This is a genomic window from Desulfosporomusa polytropa (assembly GCF_055380075.1).
In genome coordinates this window covers 4267760-4284363 of record NZ_AP042400.1, presented here as the reverse complement: position 1 = coordinate 4284363, position 16604 = coordinate 4267760, and the positions used below count along the sequence as shown (strand labels likewise).

At 43.9% G+C, this 16604-nt stretch carries 17 protein-coding genes; all 17 read left to right on the top strand.

Annotated elements, in window-relative coordinates:
* Positions 1 to 176: 176 nt before the first annotated feature.
* The 17 genes from ACZ449_RS21785 to ACZ449_RS21705 all read left to right on the top strand — a co-directional run bounded on the left by ACZ449_RS21785 (position 177) and on the right by ACZ449_RS21705 (position 16583).
* Positions 177 to 1337, top strand: coding sequence for a PucR family transcriptional regulator (locus ACZ449_RS21785; protein WP_464258153.1), 1161 nt, complete (start codon positions 177 to 179; stop codon positions 1335 to 1337).
* 182 nt (positions 1338 to 1519) lie between these two features.
* On the top strand, positions 1520 to 2659 hold the full coding sequence (locus tag ACZ449_RS21780; RefSeq protein WP_464258152.1) for an iron-containing alcohol dehydrogenase family protein: 1140 nt from the start codon (positions 1520 to 1522) through the stop codon (positions 2657 to 2659).
* Between the two features lie 48 nt (positions 2660 to 2707).
* Positions 2708 to 4036, top strand: a complete 1329-nt coding sequence (locus tag ACZ449_RS21775) for an aminotransferase class III-fold pyridoxal phosphate-dependent enzyme (protein WP_464258151.1) — start codon at positions 2708 to 2710, stop codon at positions 4034 to 4036.
* 14 nt (positions 4037 to 4050) lie between these two features.
* The gene (locus ACZ449_RS21770; RefSeq protein WP_464258150.1) at positions 4051 to 5361 is read left to right on the top strand and encodes a M20/M25/M40 family metallo-hydrolase; all 1311 of its coding nucleotides are present in this window, start codon (positions 4051 to 4053) and stop codon (positions 5359 to 5361) included.
* A gap of 14 nt (positions 5362 to 5375) precedes the next feature.
* Positions 5376 to 6563 carry a transporter substrate-binding domain-containing protein gene (locus ACZ449_RS21765; RefSeq protein WP_464258149.1) on the top strand — a complete coding sequence of 396 codons (1188 nt, stop codon included), beginning with the start codon at positions 5376 to 5378 and terminating at the stop codon, positions 6561 to 6563.
* Positions 6564 to 6723: 160 nt separating this feature from the next.
* Positions 6724 to 7584, top strand: a complete 861-nt coding sequence (urtB, locus tag ACZ449_RS21760) for an urea ABC transporter permease subunit UrtB (protein WP_464258148.1) — start codon at positions 6724 to 6726, stop codon at positions 7582 to 7584.
* 5 nt (positions 7585 to 7589) lie between these two features.
* Entirely contained in the window at positions 7590 to 8693 is a 1104-nt protein-coding gene (gene urtC / locus ACZ449_RS21755) for an urea ABC transporter permease subunit UrtC (RefSeq protein ID WP_464258147.1), read from the top strand.
* Positions 8694 to 8696: 3 nt separating this feature from the next.
* Entirely contained in the window at positions 8697 to 9461 is a 765-nt protein-coding gene (urtD, locus tag ACZ449_RS21750) for an urea ABC transporter ATP-binding protein UrtD (RefSeq protein ID WP_464258146.1), read from the top strand.
* Complete coding sequence (gene urtE, locus ACZ449_RS21745) at positions 9454 to 10149, top strand: urea ABC transporter ATP-binding subunit UrtE (RefSeq protein ID WP_464258145.1); 696 nt, start codon at positions 9454 to 9456, stop codon at positions 10147 to 10149. Before urtD ends, urtE begins: the two co-directional genes overlap by 8 nt.
* A gap of 54 nt (positions 10150 to 10203) precedes the next feature.
* Positions 10204 to 11628, top strand: coding sequence for an amidase (locus tag ACZ449_RS21740; protein ID WP_464258144.1), 1425 nt, complete (start codon positions 10204 to 10206; stop codon positions 11626 to 11628).
* Positions 11629 to 11663: 35 nt separating this feature from the next.
* Positions 11664 to 11867 (top strand): hypothetical protein, encoded by a 204-nt coding sequence (locus ACZ449_RS21735; RefSeq protein ID WP_464258143.1) that lies wholly within the window; start codon positions 11664 to 11666, stop codon positions 11865 to 11867.
* 48 nt (positions 11868 to 11915) lie between these two features.
* The gene (locus ACZ449_RS21730; RefSeq protein ID WP_464258142.1) at positions 11916 to 13220 is read left to right on the top strand and encodes a M20/M25/M40 family metallo-hydrolase; all 1305 of its coding nucleotides are present in this window, start codon (positions 11916 to 11918) and stop codon (positions 13218 to 13220) included.
* Positions 13221 to 13386: 166 nt separating this feature from the next.
* On the top strand, positions 13387 to 13959 hold the full coding sequence (pduL, locus tag ACZ449_RS21725) for a phosphate propanoyltransferase (RefSeq protein ID WP_464258141.1): 573 nt from the start codon (positions 13387 to 13389) through the stop codon (positions 13957 to 13959).
* 31 nt (positions 13960 to 13990) lie between these two features.
* Entirely contained in the window at positions 13991 to 14194 is a 204-nt protein-coding gene (locus tag ACZ449_RS21720; protein ID WP_464258140.1) for a 4Fe-4S binding protein, read from the top strand.
* A 15-nt stretch (positions 14195 to 14209) separates the two neighbouring features.
* Positions 14210 to 15277: a 3-methyl-2-oxobutanoate dehydrogenase subunit VorB gene (locus tag ACZ449_RS21715; RefSeq protein ID WP_464258139.1), complete on the top strand. Its 1068-nt coding sequence runs from the start codon at positions 14210 to 14212 to the stop codon at positions 15275 to 15277.
* Between the two features lie 2 nt (positions 15278 to 15279).
* Positions 15280 to 16029 carry a thiamine pyrophosphate-dependent enzyme gene (locus ACZ449_RS21710; RefSeq protein WP_464258138.1) on the top strand — a complete coding sequence of 250 codons (750 nt, stop codon included), beginning with the start codon at positions 15280 to 15282 and terminating at the stop codon, positions 16027 to 16029.
* On the top strand, positions 16029 to 16583 hold the full coding sequence (locus tag ACZ449_RS21705) for a 2-oxoacid:acceptor oxidoreductase family protein (RefSeq protein ID WP_464258137.1): 555 nt from the start codon (positions 16029 to 16031) through the stop codon (positions 16581 to 16583). The genes ACZ449_RS21710 and ACZ449_RS21705 overlap by 1 nt, the downstream gene beginning before the upstream one ends.
* Positions 16584 to 16604: the final 21 nt, after the last annotated feature.

The window sequence follows — 16604 nt, the reverse complement described above, 5'->3', positions numbered from 1 at the left end:
GAACGGATAGTTGTTGCTTTATAAGAAGTTTGCACCAGAACCCATTTTTCAGCTTGAGTCGCTTAAGCTACAAGTATATAATTAATAAATAGATTATTTTAGAGAATAGTAGCGGCGAAATTAACGATTAAGTCTTGGTAATAAAGCTAAGACTTTTTTTGTTAAGGAGGTTTTGTATGGCGATTAGACTGGAAAAACTATTTAAACAGGCGGCGCATCCCTATGAAATGAAGCTTATTGCTGGTAAAGGTGGAATAGGGAATATCATCAATTGGGTTCACATGATTGAGGATGATCAGGTTGCGGAATTTTTACGTGGCAATGAACTGATAATTACCACAGGCATTGCTCATAATACAGAGGCGTGGCTCAATGGATTTGCACACAGGCTTTTTCATAATCAGACAAGTGGACTTATCCTCAATGTAGGGCCGTATATCAACACTGTTCCGCAAGATGTTATTGATTTTTGTGATCAAAGTAATTTTCCGCTATTCACCATACCTTGGCACATCCGGTTGGTAGATGTAACACGCGATTTTTGCCGTCGCATTATTAAAAGTGAGCAAACAGAAATCGGTTTATCCAGTGCTTTTAAAAACGCCATTTTTTTTCCGGAAGATGTCTCACAATATCAAGCGCAGTTGGAACGGCACGGTTTTAATGCATCTTCCTATTTTTGCGCAGTTGTGCTATCGATAAATTCCTATGACGAGTCCAGAAGAAAGGAGGATATAGCTGCTGTACGTTTTCGTATTGAAAATGTTGTCAACCGGTTCGGTGATAAGTATAATATCTTTTCGCAGGATAATCGGCTAAATCTCGTATTGGCTAAGTTTTCCGATAAGGATATAGCTGCTTGTATGAACTGCGTGATTGAGTACTACCAATCCTGTAGGCCGGGGTATAAACTGCATATTGGTATAGGGCAGAATGTAGAAGGATTGTCAAACTTGGCCAGAAGTTATAAACAGGCTTCCTCTGCATTGCATATGGCAGTAAAAAGTGATCAGGCCAGGGTTTACTATCAACAATTAGGAATATATAAAATTCTGCTTTCGACAGAAGATAGTACCGTATTGAGTGAGGTTTACAATGATGTGCTGGGGAAGCTGGCTGACTATGATGTTGCTAAAAACACAGATTATATGAGTACACTTAAGGTATATCTTGAAAACGATGCCAGTGTACAGGCTGTGGCCAAACTCTCTTTTGTGCATCGCAATACGATTAACTATAAACTGAATAAAATCAAAGAAATTACGGGCTATGATATTGCTCGTGAGGAGGACCGGCTAAAGATTATGCTGGCCTTTATGATTAAAGATATTTTGTAGATGAGTTGCCGCTTGTGCTGGAGCACAAATTACTTTGTGTTTTGAACTATTGTATTGCATGTTTCTGCAATGCTATACTTGGTACAAGAAAACAAGATAATGCTTACGAAATAAGGATAAAAGCAAAGGGGCTTTGTTCAATGAGAACAAAGCTTCTTTGTGTTATTCTAGGAGGTTTTATTGTGCAAAATGCTGCTTTACTGAGTGTACCCAAGATTATTGCCGGCAGCAATGCAATCGAAACATTGGGTAAAGAAATTGTGGGGATTGGCCGCAAGCCGCTGCTTATAATTGGTTCCGGTTCAATTAAGCAAAGTGGAACGTTTGATCGCCTGGCAGCTGGTTTGGGTGCAAACTATGCCTTATTTGAAAATGTACCGTCAGATCCAGACATTGAAACAGTTAACGCCGGTCTTACTGTGTACAGGACGAACGACTGTGATTGCATAGTGGCCGTGGGAGGTGGCAGTGTTCTTGATGCTGCTAAGGCTATTGGGTTACTGGCGACGAATCCCGGCAAGATCACAGATTATGAATTTACACCGCCCAAATACAAATGCCCGCCAATTATGGCGATACCAACAACGGCAGGTACGGGCAGCGAGGTTACAAAGTGGAGTATTATTACCGATCCGGTGCTGAAAAAGAAAATGGCTATCGGCCATGAATATTTGATGCCGACAATGGTAGTGCTTGATCCGATATTGACAATTTCCATGCCAAGAGAAGTAACAGCAGCGACGGGGATGGATGCATTGACACATGCTATCGAAGCCTTTATATCAGATAAGGCGACGCCGCTCTCCGAACTATGGAGTTTAAAAGCCATAAGCATGCTGACCAAGAATATCCTTACCGCAACCTATAATCCTACCGATATACATGCTCGGACAGAAATGCTGCTTGGGCAGATGTACGCCGGCGTTGCTTTTAATAACTCTTCGGTCGCTTTGGTACACGCGATGTCCAGACCCCTTGGTGCTTACTACGGTATTCCGCACGGGGAGGCTAATGCCATGCTGTTGGCAACAGTGCTTGACTTTAACCGACTGGCTTGCACTGATCGATATAAACCGATTGCCGAGGCAGTAGGCATTAGGACTGAAAACAAGGATCGGGATTATATTGCCAAAAGTCTTGTTTCGTATGTTGCCGAACTATTTAGCGAATTACCCTTGAAAAATAAACTCAGGCAGTTTGAGGTATCTGTTGACGATATTCCCAAAATGGCGAAAGACGCTTATGTTAACGCCAGTGCCATGGTCAATCCCCGTAAAGCCTTAGAATCCGAAGTGATTTCTATTTACAAAAGTATCTATTAAACAGGATGTCATCAGACGATTGCGTAAAAATAAATTGGAGTGATTAAAATGCTGACAGGACAGGAAGTAAAAGAAAAAGATTTGCAATACAATTTGCATTCGTGGTCAAAGCAGGGTAACCTCAATCCAATACCAGTAGCCAAAAGCGAGGGAATATATTTTTGGGACTATGATGGCAAGCGCTATATAGATATGTCGTCCCAGTTGGTAAACATGAATTTAGGACACGGCAACCAGGCGATTATAGCAGCGATCAAAGAGCAGGCGGAAAAACTCTGTTTCATAGCACCAAGCTATGCTGTGGAGTCGCGCTCCATCTTGGCCGAAAAACTGATCGCGTTAATGCCTGATAATATGGGCAAAGTATTTTTTACGAACGGCGGAGCCGATGCGAATGAGAACGCCATAAAGATGGCCAGAATGTTCACCGGACGCAATAAGGTATTTAGCCGTTATCGCAGCTATCATGGCTCCACTTTTGGTGCTGGAAACCTTACCGGCGAACCAAGACGATATCCGTTGGAACCGGGTATTCCCGGCTTTGTAAAATTCTTTGATCCCTATATTTACCGGGAGTCTATTCAATTTGAGAGCCCGGAAAAAGCGGCAGCCTACTATGTGGCTAAACTGCGTGAACAAATTATTTATGAAGGTTCCAACAATGTTGCGGCGATTGTACTTGAGACGGTTACCGGCTCTAATGGCGTTATTATTCCGCCAGACGGTTATCTCCAGGGAGTCCGCAAAATTTGCGATGATTATGGCATTATGATGATCTGTGATGAAGTAATGGCCGGTTTTTGCCGCACCGGTAAAATGTTTGCCTTTGAACATTGGAATGTAAAGCCTGATATTGTGTCGTTTGCAAAAGGTATTACTTGCGGTTATGTACCGTTAGGCGGGGTTGCGGTCAGCAAAGAAATTGCTGCTTACTTCAATGATAATACCCTGCTTTGCGGACTTACCTACAGTGGTCATCCCTTGGCCTGTGCCGCCGGTGTGGCAGCCCTGAACTATTATCAGGAGGCTGACATTCTGGGGAATGTGCAAAAAAACGGCAAGCTTTTAGGCGATATACTTGATGGATTTAAAGCCAAACATGCTTGTGTTGGCGATGTAAGATATATCGGTTTATTTTCGGCAATTGAATTAGTTAAGGACAAAGAGACCAGAGAGCCACTGGTGCAGTATGGAACCGATCCAGAGGGTATTATGGGCCGCATTATTAAGATGCTGGTACAAAAAGGCTTTATCACTTATTCGCATGAAAATATGATTCTTGTTGCACCGCCATTAATTATTACCGCAGAGCAGATGATGGAAGCCATGGCAATCATGGATGAAGTACTGGCTGCTGTGGATCGTGAATTTATCTAGTCGGAGATGATGTGATGAGTTTACTGCATGATGAGATTAAAGAACTTTCGGTAAAGGTTCATCCTGAGGCAGTTGATTTTGCTGTCAGGCTGATTCAGACAAAGAGTATCAGCTGTAACGAAAGGGCCGTGGCAGACTGTTATATGAATGAAATGCGTAAACTCGGCTATGAAAGTGTTTTCCGTGATGAAATGGGAAACGTCGTAGGCTGTATTACCTTCAGTGATGACGGCCCGGCCATTATGTACAATTCCCATATGGATCATGTGGATGAAGGTGCCTTAGATAACTGGCAGGGATATGACCCCTATGGGGGCTTACTAGATGAATGTCAGGTAGACAATCAGGATGCTTCGGCTCAGGAAACAGCCCGTTGTATTCATGGACGCGCGGCTTCTGACGTAAAGGGCGGAGCCGCAGTCGCAGTGTATACAGGCGCAATGTTAAAGGAACTTAAACAGCGGGGTTTTGCAATAAAAGGCAAATTTATCTTTACGGGCGTTGTTCAGGAAGAGCCGGCCGAATGTGCAGGTATGAGCTATTTAATTGACACTACGTTTCCTGAACACAATCTTACCTATGATGCGATGGTAAGCTCTGAGGCCAGTTCCCTTAGGCTGGTACTTGGTTCGCGGGGCAGAGTAGAGCTGTTGGTAACGATTCAGGGCAGAACTTCCCATGCAAGCACACCCTGGCGCGGTATTAATGCTATTGAAAAGGCTGCTTTTTTTCTAAGTGCTCTGAGGGAATTTGCTGATAAACTGCCTTGTGATGACGACTTGGGCAGGGCAACAATTGCCCCCACGATTATATCCTGTACGCCTGGGCAGTTAAGTATCATACCAGATCGCTGCCAGATTGCGATAGACCGCAGACTGATGCCGGGTGAAACGGCAGAGACAGCCATGGATGAGATCCAGACGATTATTGATAAGATTAAACGGCAGGATACTACCTTTAGTGCTGAGGTTAAAGTGAATTCCATACCGCAGACTTCTTATACTGGGTTAACACATGTTTTGCCTAAGGCTATGGTAGCTTGGAAGATTGCTAAAGATCATCCTTTTGTTATGGCTTGCGCAGAGGCGCTTGAAGCGGTGGGGCAAGAAGTTCAATATAGCTATTGGGATTTCGGTACAGATGCCTCAAAAACAGCCGGGCTTGACCGCAAACCGTGTATAGGCTATTCGCCGATGCAAGAACAATATGCGCACACTCCTTATGATAAGGTAAGGTGCGATTATATACGTAAGGCGCTCGCCGGCAATGCAGCAATCTACATTGCGGTCAGCAACCGAACCCGGGAAACATTTAAAGCAATATAGAGGGGGAAAACAACATGAATTTATCCAAAAAGTGGTTGGCGCTCTGTTTCGTAGTTGCCATGGCAGCGTTATCCCTTACAGGCTGTTCAAGCAATTCGAAAGGCTCAGATACTGCGAGTAAAGAAGAGGGTATTAAGATCGGGGTGCTTTACTCGACAACTGGTCCATTCTCTATTTCGGAAAAACCAATGCTTAATGCCGCTAAATTGGCGATTGAAGAAATTAATGCCGCCGGTGGCATTAAGGGAAAAAAATTAATTCCTGTCTATGAAGATTATGCTTCCGATCCGGCTAAAGCCACAGAAAAAATCAAAAAACTGATTTTACAGGATAAAGTTGTTGCTACCATTGGCACCAATTCTTCGGCTTCCCGGCTGGCGGTAATTCCTGAAGTGGAGCGCAATAATTCAGTACTGGTATACAATACCTATTATGAAGGTGAAAAACCATCCCCGAATGTTATCTATACCAATACGGTTCCCAGTCAGCAAATTGCTGAGTATATGCCTTGGATAGTAAAAAATATCGGCAAGCGTGTTATGTTCGTTGGTTCTGACTATGTATTCCCCGTAAATTCAATCAAAAAAGCTAAAGCAATGCTGATTCAAGCTGGCGGTGAAGTGGTAGGCGAAGAATATGTACCACTTGGACATACGGAGTTTTCTTCATTAATTAACAAGATAAAACAAGCCAAACCGGATGTTGTATTTTCCGCCATTGCCGGTGACAGTGTGGTACCGTTTTATAAACAATATCAGCAATATGGCATCTTTGCTAAAGACATTCCTATCTGCTCGATTGCGACTCATGAGGCCACTGTAAAAGGTATCGGTGCCGCAGCCGCTGCAGGACATTACAGTTCCTTTGACTACTTCCAGGTTATTGATACACCGGAAAGCAAAAAGTTTATTGAAGCTTACAATAAGGCCTTTAATGATAATACGACAGTAACTAATTTAGCGGAAGGCGCGTATCACGGTGTATATCTTTTGGCCAAGGCTTTGGAAAAAACGAGTGATTACGACGGCAAAACGTTAATCAATGCCTTTAAAGGACTGGAAATTGATTCGCCGCAAGGCAAGATTAAAGTGGATGAAAGTAATAACCATACCTGGCTGCAATCACGTATTGCCAGAATTAAAGAAGATGGGACATTTGAAATTGTTTATAGCTCCAAAGATTTGGTTAAACCCGAGCTGTAGTCCAATAGGCTTACTCTGACAAAATAGTAGCGCCGGCGAAGACCGGTAAAAAAATAACAGTGCTTGTAGCACAGTGTAGTGCGCCGCTCTAATTTTCCTGATGGGATCTTAGAGCGGTGTATTCTTTTGTTTAGGCACTTACTAGAGAGGAATGGTGATCATGGAACTTCTCCTTTCACAACTGATAAATGGTGTGAGTGTTTCCGCGATGTTGTTTATTGCGGCATTAGGGCTGGTCATTATATTTGGGTTGATGGATGTTGTCAATATGGCTCACGGTGATCTCATCATGCTGGGTGCCTATATAACCTATTTTGTAACTACCGTTTTTCATGCTTCCTTTTTCCTTGCTATGGTATTAGCGTTTATTCTTACTGCTCTATTCGGCGTAGTAATTGAAGCAACACTGATAAAAAAACTGTACGGAAAAGTTGCTGAAACCTTGTTGGCGACCTTTGCACTCTCCATCATTATCCAGCAAGTGGTCAGAATGACCATGGGACCGGAAGACAAGTTTGTCGGCTTGCCGATAGAGGGGAGCCTTACTGTCGGGAGTATAGTAATACCGCAGTACAATCTGTTTCTTATAGCAATTTCGATTTTAATTTTGCTGGCAACGTTAGGCTTGTTCTTTAAGACTTCCTTTGGTATGCAGCTAAGAGCCGTCACTAAGAACAGAAGCATGTCACAGTGCCTTGGTATTAATACGACACGCATCGATAGTCTCACTTTTGCGCTTGGCTCAGGGCTGGCAGGATTGGCAGGTGCCCTTTTGGCGCCAGTCAAAAGTGTAACGCCTTATATGGGTACTGCTTATATCGTAGACGGCTTTCTTACGGTTGTTTTAGGAGGATTTACCTCGATCATCGGGACTGCTGCCAGTTCAGTGGTAATTAGTGAATCAGTTACCGCAATGGCCGGCTATATGAGTGAAATAACAGCTAGAGTTCTTGTTTTCTGCATCATTATCATTCTAATCAGGTTTAAACCTGAAGGGTTATTTACGAGCGAAAGGAGATGACTGCTGTGCTCAATAAAATTAGGAATTTAGGTATAGAAAAATATATTGATCTTATTCTGCTTATCTTTTTAATAAGCTTTCCTTTGCTTGCGTCGCCCTTTCGGGTAGAACTTATGAGTAAATGCGTAATATATCTGATATTTGCACTTTCGCTTGATATCCTGTGGGGCAGTGCCGGATTAATGAATTTAGGTCATGCCATGTTCTTTGGTTTGGGAGGATACGTACTGGCGCTTTCGTATGCGGTGAAAAATGGAGTTCCAGCCTTTATGGTTAGTTTCGGCGTTACCGAACTTCCTTGGTTTATGCAGATTCTGCAAAATCAGGCAGTGGCTTTCTTACTTGGATTACTGGTGCCTGGTGCAGTCGCTGCCCTCCTTGGTTACTTTATTTTTACCAGTAGGGTAAAGGGCGTTTTTTTCAATATAATTACATTGGCGTTAGCCTCTTTGATAGAACTGTTTTTCAATAACCAGCAAAAATATACCGGTGGTGCCAACGGTATCAGCGGTTTGCCACCACTGTCCTTTGGCGGGTCGCCGCTATCCATTCTGGAGACCTATTATTTGGTGCTGGTGGTAGCTCTACTGGTGTATATTTTCTGTCGGTGGCTGAATAACTGCCGCTTTGGACTGATTCTCCGCTCCGTGCGGGAGAATGAAAGCCGCTTGCAGTTTTTAGGGTTTAATCCGGCGGCCTTTAAACTGGTTGTCTTTGTGGTTTCAGGTATGATTGCCGGATTGTCCGGGATGCTGTATGTTCCGGTCAATTCCTTTATTTCACCAAACAATATTGGGGTAGTATTTTCAACCTCAGTTTTGGTATGGCTGGCAGTCGGTGGCCGGGGAAATTTAACGGGAGCCATGATTGGTGCCTTTTTGATAACCTGGATGGAGAGTCTGTTGTCTGAAAGACTTGACGATAGCTGGCAATTAGTGCTAGGGGCAGTCATGCTGATCGTGGTTGTCTTCTTTCCCAAAGGAATTATCGGTACTTTGATCGATTGGCAGAAAAACAAAAGAGGCCATCAGCAACCGTCAGAGTGTGATGACAGTGCTGAACCGGCAATAACTCCTGATAACTATAATGTGATAAGAGAGAAGGTGTAGACAATGTCCTTCTTAGAACTACAAGATGTCAGTGTAAGTTTTAGCGGATTTTTGGCTGTCGATAAAGTTTCGTTAGGGGTTGAGCAGGGAGAAACGAGGGTTATCATTGGTCCCAACGGTGCCGGTAAAACTACCATCATTGATATGATTACAGGCAAAACGGCTCCGACCGGAGGTAAAATTCTGTTGGATGGGGCAGATATTGCCGGACTGGATCCTTATGAAATAGCCTCTAAACATAAAGTTGGACGTAAATTTCAAGGACCTAATTTATTTGATTGTCTTACCGTTTACGAAAATATTGAGGTGGCTTTAGCCGGGCACAGCAGTGTTTTCAAAAGTTTTGTTTATAAGCGCGATAAGGCTATAAAAGAGGAAATAAAGTCTATATTGAGTCAGATTAATCTATATAACAAGCGTGATGTGCTTTCAACTTCTTTATCGCACGGAGAACGGCAATGGCTGGAGATGGGGATGGTGATTGCACAGAAACCAGAGCTTATTACCCTCGACGAGCCTACAGCAGGTATGACCGCTGATGAAACTTGTAAAACCGGTGAAATGATAAAAACAATGATGAAAGATAAGACGGTTATTGTGGTGGAGCATGACATTGATTTTGTAGAACAAATTGCCCAAAAGGTTACTGTTTTGCATCAAGGTAAATTACTGGCAGAGGGTTCCTTTGACGAGGTCAAGAAAAATCCGAAGGTTGTGCAGGTTTATCTTAAGGACGATGATGACGAGGAGGTGGAAAAAGATGCTTGAAATCTGTAATGTATCCGTAAATTACGGACAAAGCAGGGTTGTCAATAATGTCTCATTTCAGGTGGAGCCATTAGAAAAAATGGTCATTCTCGGTCGTAACGGAGTCGGTAAAACTACGCTGCTGAAAAGTATTATCGGTTTACTGCCGCTGCAAAATGGCAAAATCATTCTCAATAATGAAGACCTTAGCGGCCTGAAAGCCTATGAACGAGCCATTGGCGGCGTGGCGTATGTGCCGCAAGGCAGGGAAATTATTCCTCACCTTACCGTTAGGGAAAATTTGGAACTGGCAGCGCTGGCACATACCAAAGAAATTACCCAGCGTATGGAAGAGGTTTTTGAATATTTCCCGATTCTAACAGAGCATCTGCACCGCAAAGGCGGTGTATTATCCGGCGGGCAGCAGCAACAGCTGGCTATCGGCAGAGCTCTCATGAGTCATCCACAGGCACTGCTGCTGGATGAACCGACAGAAGGAATACAACCCAATGTGGTCGCTGAAATCGCCAATATTTTGATCAGAATACACCGGAAAATGTTGATTCCTATCATTATCGTGGAGCAGAATCTAAAATTTGCCAGGAAGCTTGCCGACCGCTTTGTCGTTATGCAAAAAGGCGAAATAGTGGCCAGCGGCAAATCGGACGAACTGACAGACGAAATTATTCATAAATACTTAACTGTGTAAGGATTACTTAGCAGATATACTACATGAGCCGTACTTAAGAAAAGGGGTGAATTCATGTCACTCATCCAAAAAACAATTCAGGAGTTAGCGCCGTTAATTAAGCAGAAGCAAATTTCACCGGTTGAATTGGTTACTGCCTGCTTGGAACAGATTGCAAAGACCGAACCGGAACTGAACGCCTATATCACAGTCTTTAAGGAAGAGCCGCTGCGAGCGGCAAATAGAGCCGAAAAGGATATTTTGCAAGGACGGTACCAAGGAGTTTTGCACGGCATACCCTATTCTGCCAAAGATTTATATTATACAAAAGGAATCAGAACTACAGGTGGTTCTGAGGTATTAACAGATTTTATTCCAGATTATAGTGCCACTGTCATTGAACGGTTAACCCAGGCCGGTGCCATATTGCTGGGAAAAAATAACCTGCACGAATTTGCATATGGGACAACTAATGAAAATGAATATTTCGGGCCTTGCCGCAATCCCTGGAATACCAATAGGATACCCGGAGGGTCGAGCGGTGGCTCGGCTGCCTCGGTCGCGGCAGGCAGTTCCATATTTTCTATAGGAACCGATACAGGAGGATCGATACGGATACCGTCCGCATTATGTGGTGTTACCGGATTAAAGCCGACATATGGCAGAGTAAGCAAGTACGGTGTCATCCCTTTAAGCTGGTCACAAGATCATGCCGGTCCTATTGCTAAATCGGTGTGGGATAACGCCGCGGTTTTGACGGCAATTGCCGGGTTTGATCCTCAAGATCCGGCTTCGGTGCTAGTATCCTGTGATGATTATATTGAGCCGTTATCCCGAAATAGTATTTCCAAAATTAAGGGTATGCGCATCGGAGTTTGCCCGGATTGTTATGACGGTATTTTAGAGCCGGACATTGCCAAGGTACTTAAAGAGGTTCTTTGCTGGTTTGAAGATAATGGTGCCTGCATCAAAACCCTTTCTTATCCGCCGCGGGATATCCTTGGAATTACCGGCGTACTTACGATGGGAGAAGTTTACGCTTACCATGAACGGTTTTTAAAAACTTGTCCCGAAAAGTACGGCAGCATAGTACGGCGAAGAATGGAAAAAAGCCAGTACGTTCCGGCCCATACCTATGTGAATGCGCAGCGCTTACGCCAGCTGGATCAGCAAGAATGGGCCAAGATATATAACGAAGTCGATTTAGTCATATTGCCGACGACAATTGTTTCCGCTTTTCCAATCGGAATCGATACAATTCCTTTTGGTGATGAGGAAGTAGACCCAAGAATTCATAATACGTTAACCCTAATGACCGCAATCAGTGATTTCAATGGCTATCCTGCTATTTCCCTGCCTTGCGGCTTTACGGCAGAAGGATTACCAATAGGTATTCAACTGCAGGGCAAACCATTTGAGGAAGCCGGTCTGTTACAAACAGCGTATATTTACGAGCAGACACATGCAAACCAGCGGCGGCTGCCGCCGCTATGTTGTTGAGTTTATCGACACTAACGAAACGAGGTGAATGGATTATGCAGGTTAATACCTTACGCGATATAACTGCACAATTTTCTGGCAGAAATACCGATGCCTTCATAGAGTCTCACTTACCGCAGTATACACTGGAACTAGAGACGCTGCTGCAATCGGTCAATACTGTTGCTCGGAATTTTCCGCTGGAACTGAGCCCTGCTCAGGCGTTTATCCCTTATTATAAAAGGAATGTTGGTAAATAGAAGCTGTACTTGTTTTAGCTATTTTTACAGAAGGTGAGGAGAAGGAAGATGTGTAAAGAATTGACCATGATCGCTGCAGAGCTAAAACCGCTTGCTGTTGAGTTTTGTCAGCGGCTGATACGTGTACCGGCATTATCCGGGCGCGAGGAAGGGGTAGCTGATTTATACCTCGCGGAGATGGAGAAACTCGGGTATGATGAGGTTTTTAGGGATGAATGGGGTAATGTTGTCGGCATCATTAAAGGAACCGAACCAGGGCCGACCATTATGTACAACTGCCATTTAGATCACGTAGATCCGGGTGATTATAGTGAGTGGCAAGGATATGATCCATATGGCGCCGCCATTGATATAGATGAAATGGAAAATCAGGATCGTACTGCGCTAGAAAAGACGGAAGTAATCCATGGCAGAGCTGCGTCCGACGTAAAGGGAGGCGGTGCTTGTCAGGTTTACTCGGGGGCAGTTCTGCTGAAACTCCGTGAAAGGGGATATAAGATCACAGGTGATTTTATGTTTACCGGGGTGGTATTGGAGGAACCTGCTGAACAACTGGGCATGATTAAACTTGTTGAAGAGACTTTGCCGGCGAAGGGGATACCCTTTGATGGTGTGGTTTCCTGTGAAGCTACCGGGCTGAAACTATATTTAGGGCACAGGGGGCGCGTTGAACTTAAGATTACTGTTGAGGGTGTTACTTCTCATGGCAGCGCTCCTTGGTTAGGTATTAATGCCGTCAATAAGGCCGCCAAATTTATTGAAAAAGTCGAAACGTCAGTAGCCGAAAGTGCGCTTCAGGACCCACAACTTGGATGTTCAAGTATTGCGCTGACTAATATAACCTGTTCGCCTGGCTCTATGTGTATTGTGCCTGACAGGTGTTATATAACCTATGACCGTCGGCTTGTTCCCGGCGAGACACCAGAAAGCTGTGTGCAGCAGATACAAGACATTATTGATGCTCTTTCTGCACAAGATCAGGATTTTAGGGCTAAAGTCGAAATAGCCGCAGTACCTCGCATATCTTATACAGGTAAAGGGGCCACGTTGCCAAACGTTAAAGAAGCCTGGAAAATAAGCGAAACCAATCCTTTTGTTCAAGCCGCGTCAGCAGGACTCGCGAAGTTAGGCCAGCCAGTTAAATATGGTTATTGGGATTTTGGCACTGATTTATCGGTTATATGCGGGCGTATACGCAAGCCGTCGGTTGGCTATTCACCCATGCAGGAACTGTATTGTCACCGGCCTATTGATAAAGTCAGAATTGATTACATGGAAAAAGCAATTGCCGGTAATGTGGCTATTTTTTTAGAAATGTGCCAGCTTGCCAGTGATGCATTTGTGCTTGACTAATAAGGAAGAGCGACAACAAAACAATAATAAATGACAAAAAAACCAAAGCAAAGATGCTTTGGTTTTTTTGTTAGCAATATTATCAAAATACATTGCAACTAAGTGAATGAAGTGTAAATCAAAACAAAGTATCATGTCAATTAAAATAGTAAAGGAGGGGCAATACATGCTCAATACTGTCAGAGCTGGCATTTCGGCAAGACATGTGCATTTGTCGCGAGAGCATCTGGACATCTTGTTTGGTTCGGGTTATCAGCTTCGACCCTACAAATATGTTCGACAGCCTGGCCAATATGCTGCAGAGGAAACCGTTGATCTGATTACACCTAAAGCTGCTTTTAATAATGTGCGGGTGTTGGGACCGGAGCGAAAAGAAACTCAAGTCGAAATTTCGCTTACGGATGCACTAAAAATCGGGCTTACTGCTCCGGTCAGGGACTCAGGTGATATCAAAGGTTCACCGGGAATTACCCTGATGGGACCCAAGGGCATGGTTGTTTTGCAAAAAGGCGTGATAGTAGCTTGGCGGCATATTCATATGAACTTGGAGGATGCAGCTAAAGTAGGTGTCAAAGATCGCGATTTTGTGCGAGTACGCTGTGGCAGCGATACAAGACCACTTGTCTTGGAAAAAGTATTGGTAAGAGTAGATGAAAGCTTTGTTTTAGAAATGCACCTTGATACAGATGAGGCTAATGCTGGGATGATAGCAAATGGTGATTTACTTGAGATTATTTAGCTTATATTAATTTTTTATGGAGGAATGAACTATGCCAAGACCAGTTTTTCATGAAGAAAAATGTAAAGGATGTGAGTTGTGTTTAGATGTATGCCCTATGGGTATTATTGTGATGTCCCAGAGGTTTAACGGTAAGGGCTATCATCCGGCGGCTTGTGTCGATGAAACAAAATGTGTTGGGTGCGCTCTATGTGCCAAGTCCTGTCCAGATCTAGTAATTGAAATTAACGAGTAATGGGGAGTGGGAATTTTGTCTGAAAAATTGCTGATGAAAGGTAATGAAGCAATTGGTAAAGCAGCAATTATTGCCGGTTGCAGATATTATTTTGGTTATCCTATAACGCCGCAGTCTGAGCTAATTGAATATATGGCCAAGCATCTTCCGCAAACAGGTGGAACGTTTTTGCAAGCGGAAAGTGAGGTTGCAGCCATTAATATGGTTTACGGTGCTGCCGGAGCTGGAGCTAGAGTTATGACTTCCTCATCCAGTCCTGGAGTGAGTCTTAAACAAGAAGGTATTTCCTATATTGCCGCTGCCGAACTTCCCTGTGTCATTGTCAACATTATGAGAGGTGGCCCCGGGCTGGGGGGAATCCAGCCCGGGCAAGCTGATTACTTTCAAGCGACAAAAGGCGGTGGGCACGGTGATTATCACTGCATAGTAGTCGCGCCGAACAGTGCGCAAGAAATGGCAGATCTGACGATACATGCTTTTAATTTAGCAGATCAATATCGAAATCCAGTAATGATCTTAGGCGATGGGGCTCTCGGCCAAATGATGGAGCCGGTTGCTTTCCATGATAATCCGCTGGTTCCGGTTGATAAGCCCTGGGCTACAACGGGGATGGGAGAACGAGGTAAGCCCAATAATATCAATACTCTCTATCTTGAGCCTGAGGCGCTAGAACAAGTAAATATAAAACTGCAGCAAAAGTACCAAGTCATTCAAGAGAGGGAGGTACGATGGGAAACAAGCCATACTGACGATGCAGAGCTAATACTTGTTGCCTATGGAATAACCTCGCGCATTGCATTTTCGGCAATGAAAATGGCACGGGCCGCTGGTTTAAAGGTGGGGCTGTTTCGACCAATTACTTTATGGCCGTTCCCCAAAGAAGCATTAGCTAACGCGGTGACAAATGCGTCGGCTGTTTTAACAATAGAACTTAGTACCGGGCAGATGGTGGAAGATGTTAATCTTGCCATTAAGTGTTCAAAACCAGTATATTTCCAAGGACGCACTGGTGGCATGATAATGAGCTCAAAGGATATCTATGAAAAAATAGTTGAAATATTTAAAGCAGAGAGAGGTGAATAACAATGGAGGGGATTTTGTTCGCGCGGCCACAAGCATTAGTGGATATACCAACTCATTATTGCCCAGGTTGCCAGCATGGGCTAGCCCATCGTTTGGTAGCAGAGGTGATTGATGAATTAGAGATACAGAAAAAAACGATCGGTGTGGTACCTGTTGGTTGTTCAGTTATGGCAGACAAATATTTTAATCTAGACGCTCAGGAGGCTGCTCACGGGAGGGCACCAGCAGTAGCGACAGGGATTAAACGGGTCCATCCCGATAAAGTCGTATTTACCTATCAGGGAGATGGCGACATTGCCGCGATCGGCATGGCGGAAATAGTGCATGCAGCTGCACGCGGTGAAAAGATAACGACGATATTTATTAATAATGCTATCTATGGCATGACTGGTGGACAAATGGCACCAACTACGCTGGTAAACCAAGTTACGGCAACATCACCGTTCGGTCGTCAACAATCTTCAACCGGTTATCCCATTCGATTGGCCGAGATGCTCGCTACCCTTGATGGGGCGAAATATATTGCCCGTGTTTCTGTAAACGATCCTGCCAATATGAATAAAGCCAAGAAGGCGATTAAAACTGCTTTTGAAACACAGATCCGCGGCGAGGGTTTTGCGATGGTAGAAGTACTGGCTGCTTGCCCAACTAATTGGGGGCTATCACCAGTTAATGCCAAACGTTGGTTAGAGGAGAATATGCTGCCGCAATTTCCACTTGGCGTCTATAAAAACAGTGCGGAGGTGAAATAATGAGATACGAAATAATTATGTCTGGGTTTGGCGGACAAGGGGTTATGGTTATGGGACAGCTCCTGACCTATGCAGGAATGATGGAAAATAGAAATGTATCATGGATGCCATCCTATGGTCCGGAGATGAGGGGCGGAACGGCTAATTGCGGTGTCATTATTAGTGATGATGAAGTAGGCGCACCAATTGTTAGTGAACCGTCTGCGGCAATTATAATGAACGTGCCATCATTGGAAAAGTTCGAACCAGTACTAACGGAAAACGGAGCTATGGTTATTAATAGTTCACTTGTTGATAAAACCGTGCAACGCAATGATATTCAGGCTTATTATGTACCTATTAATGAAATTGCCAACGAACTAGGCAGTATAAAAATGATCAATATGGTGGCTTTGGGAGCTTTTTCAGCTGCAACTGGTATAGTAAAAAATGAATCGATTATTAATGCTTTTGCAAAGAAATTTGCATCGAAGCCTAAGCTTTTGGCAGCGAATGAAGAAGCATTTGGACGGGGTTATGATTTTGTGGCGAAGATTAAGGCTACTCGAAAATAATTTATTGCCAGGGACTGTGAA

Coding starts and splice junctions, on each gene's coding strand:
- urtE (WP_464258145.1), top strand. CDS start 9,454: ATGCTTGAAATCTGTAATGTATCCGTAAATTACGGACAAAGCAGGGTT.
- ACZ449_RS21785 (WP_464258153.1), top strand. CDS start 177: ATGGCGATTAGACTGGAAAAACTATTTAAACAGGCGGCGCATCCCTAT.
- urtB (WP_464258148.1), top strand. CDS start 6,724: ATGGAACTTCTCCTTTCACAACTGATAAATGGTGTGAGTGTTTCCGCG.
- ACZ449_RS21765 (WP_464258149.1), top strand. CDS start 5,376: ATGAATTTATCCAAAAAGTGGTTGGCGCTCTGTTTCGTAGTTGCCATG.
- ACZ449_RS21705 (WP_464258137.1), top strand. CDS start 16,029: ATGAGATACGAAATAATTATGTCTGGGTTTGGCGGACAAGGGGTTATG.
- ACZ449_RS21720 (WP_464258140.1), top strand. CDS start 13,991: ATGCCAAGACCAGTTTTTCATGAAGAAAAATGTAAAGGATGTGAGTTG.
- ACZ449_RS21710 (WP_464258138.1), top strand. CDS start 15,280: ATGGAGGGGATTTTGTTCGCGCGGCCACAAGCATTAGTGGATATACCA.
- ACZ449_RS21770 (WP_464258150.1), top strand. CDS start 4,051: ATGAGTTTACTGCATGATGAGATTAAAGAACTTTCGGTAAAGGTTCAT.
- pduL (WP_464258141.1), top strand. CDS start 13,387: ATGCTCAATACTGTCAGAGCTGGCATTTCGGCAAGACATGTGCATTTG.
- urtD (WP_464258146.1), top strand. CDS start 8,697: ATGTCCTTCTTAGAACTACAAGATGTCAGTGTAAGTTTTAGCGGATTT.
- ACZ449_RS21740 (WP_464258144.1), top strand. CDS start 10,204: ATGTCACTCATCCAAAAAACAATTCAGGAGTTAGCGCCGTTAATTAAG.
- ACZ449_RS21775 (WP_464258151.1), top strand. CDS start 2,708: ATGCTGACAGGACAGGAAGTAAAAGAAAAAGATTTGCAATACAATTTG.
- ACZ449_RS21730 (WP_464258142.1), top strand. CDS start 11,916: ATGTGTAAAGAATTGACCATGATCGCTGCAGAGCTAAAACCGCTTGCT.
- ACZ449_RS21735 (WP_464258143.1), top strand. CDS start 11,664: ATGCAGGTTAATACCTTACGCGATATAACTGCACAATTTTCTGGCAGA.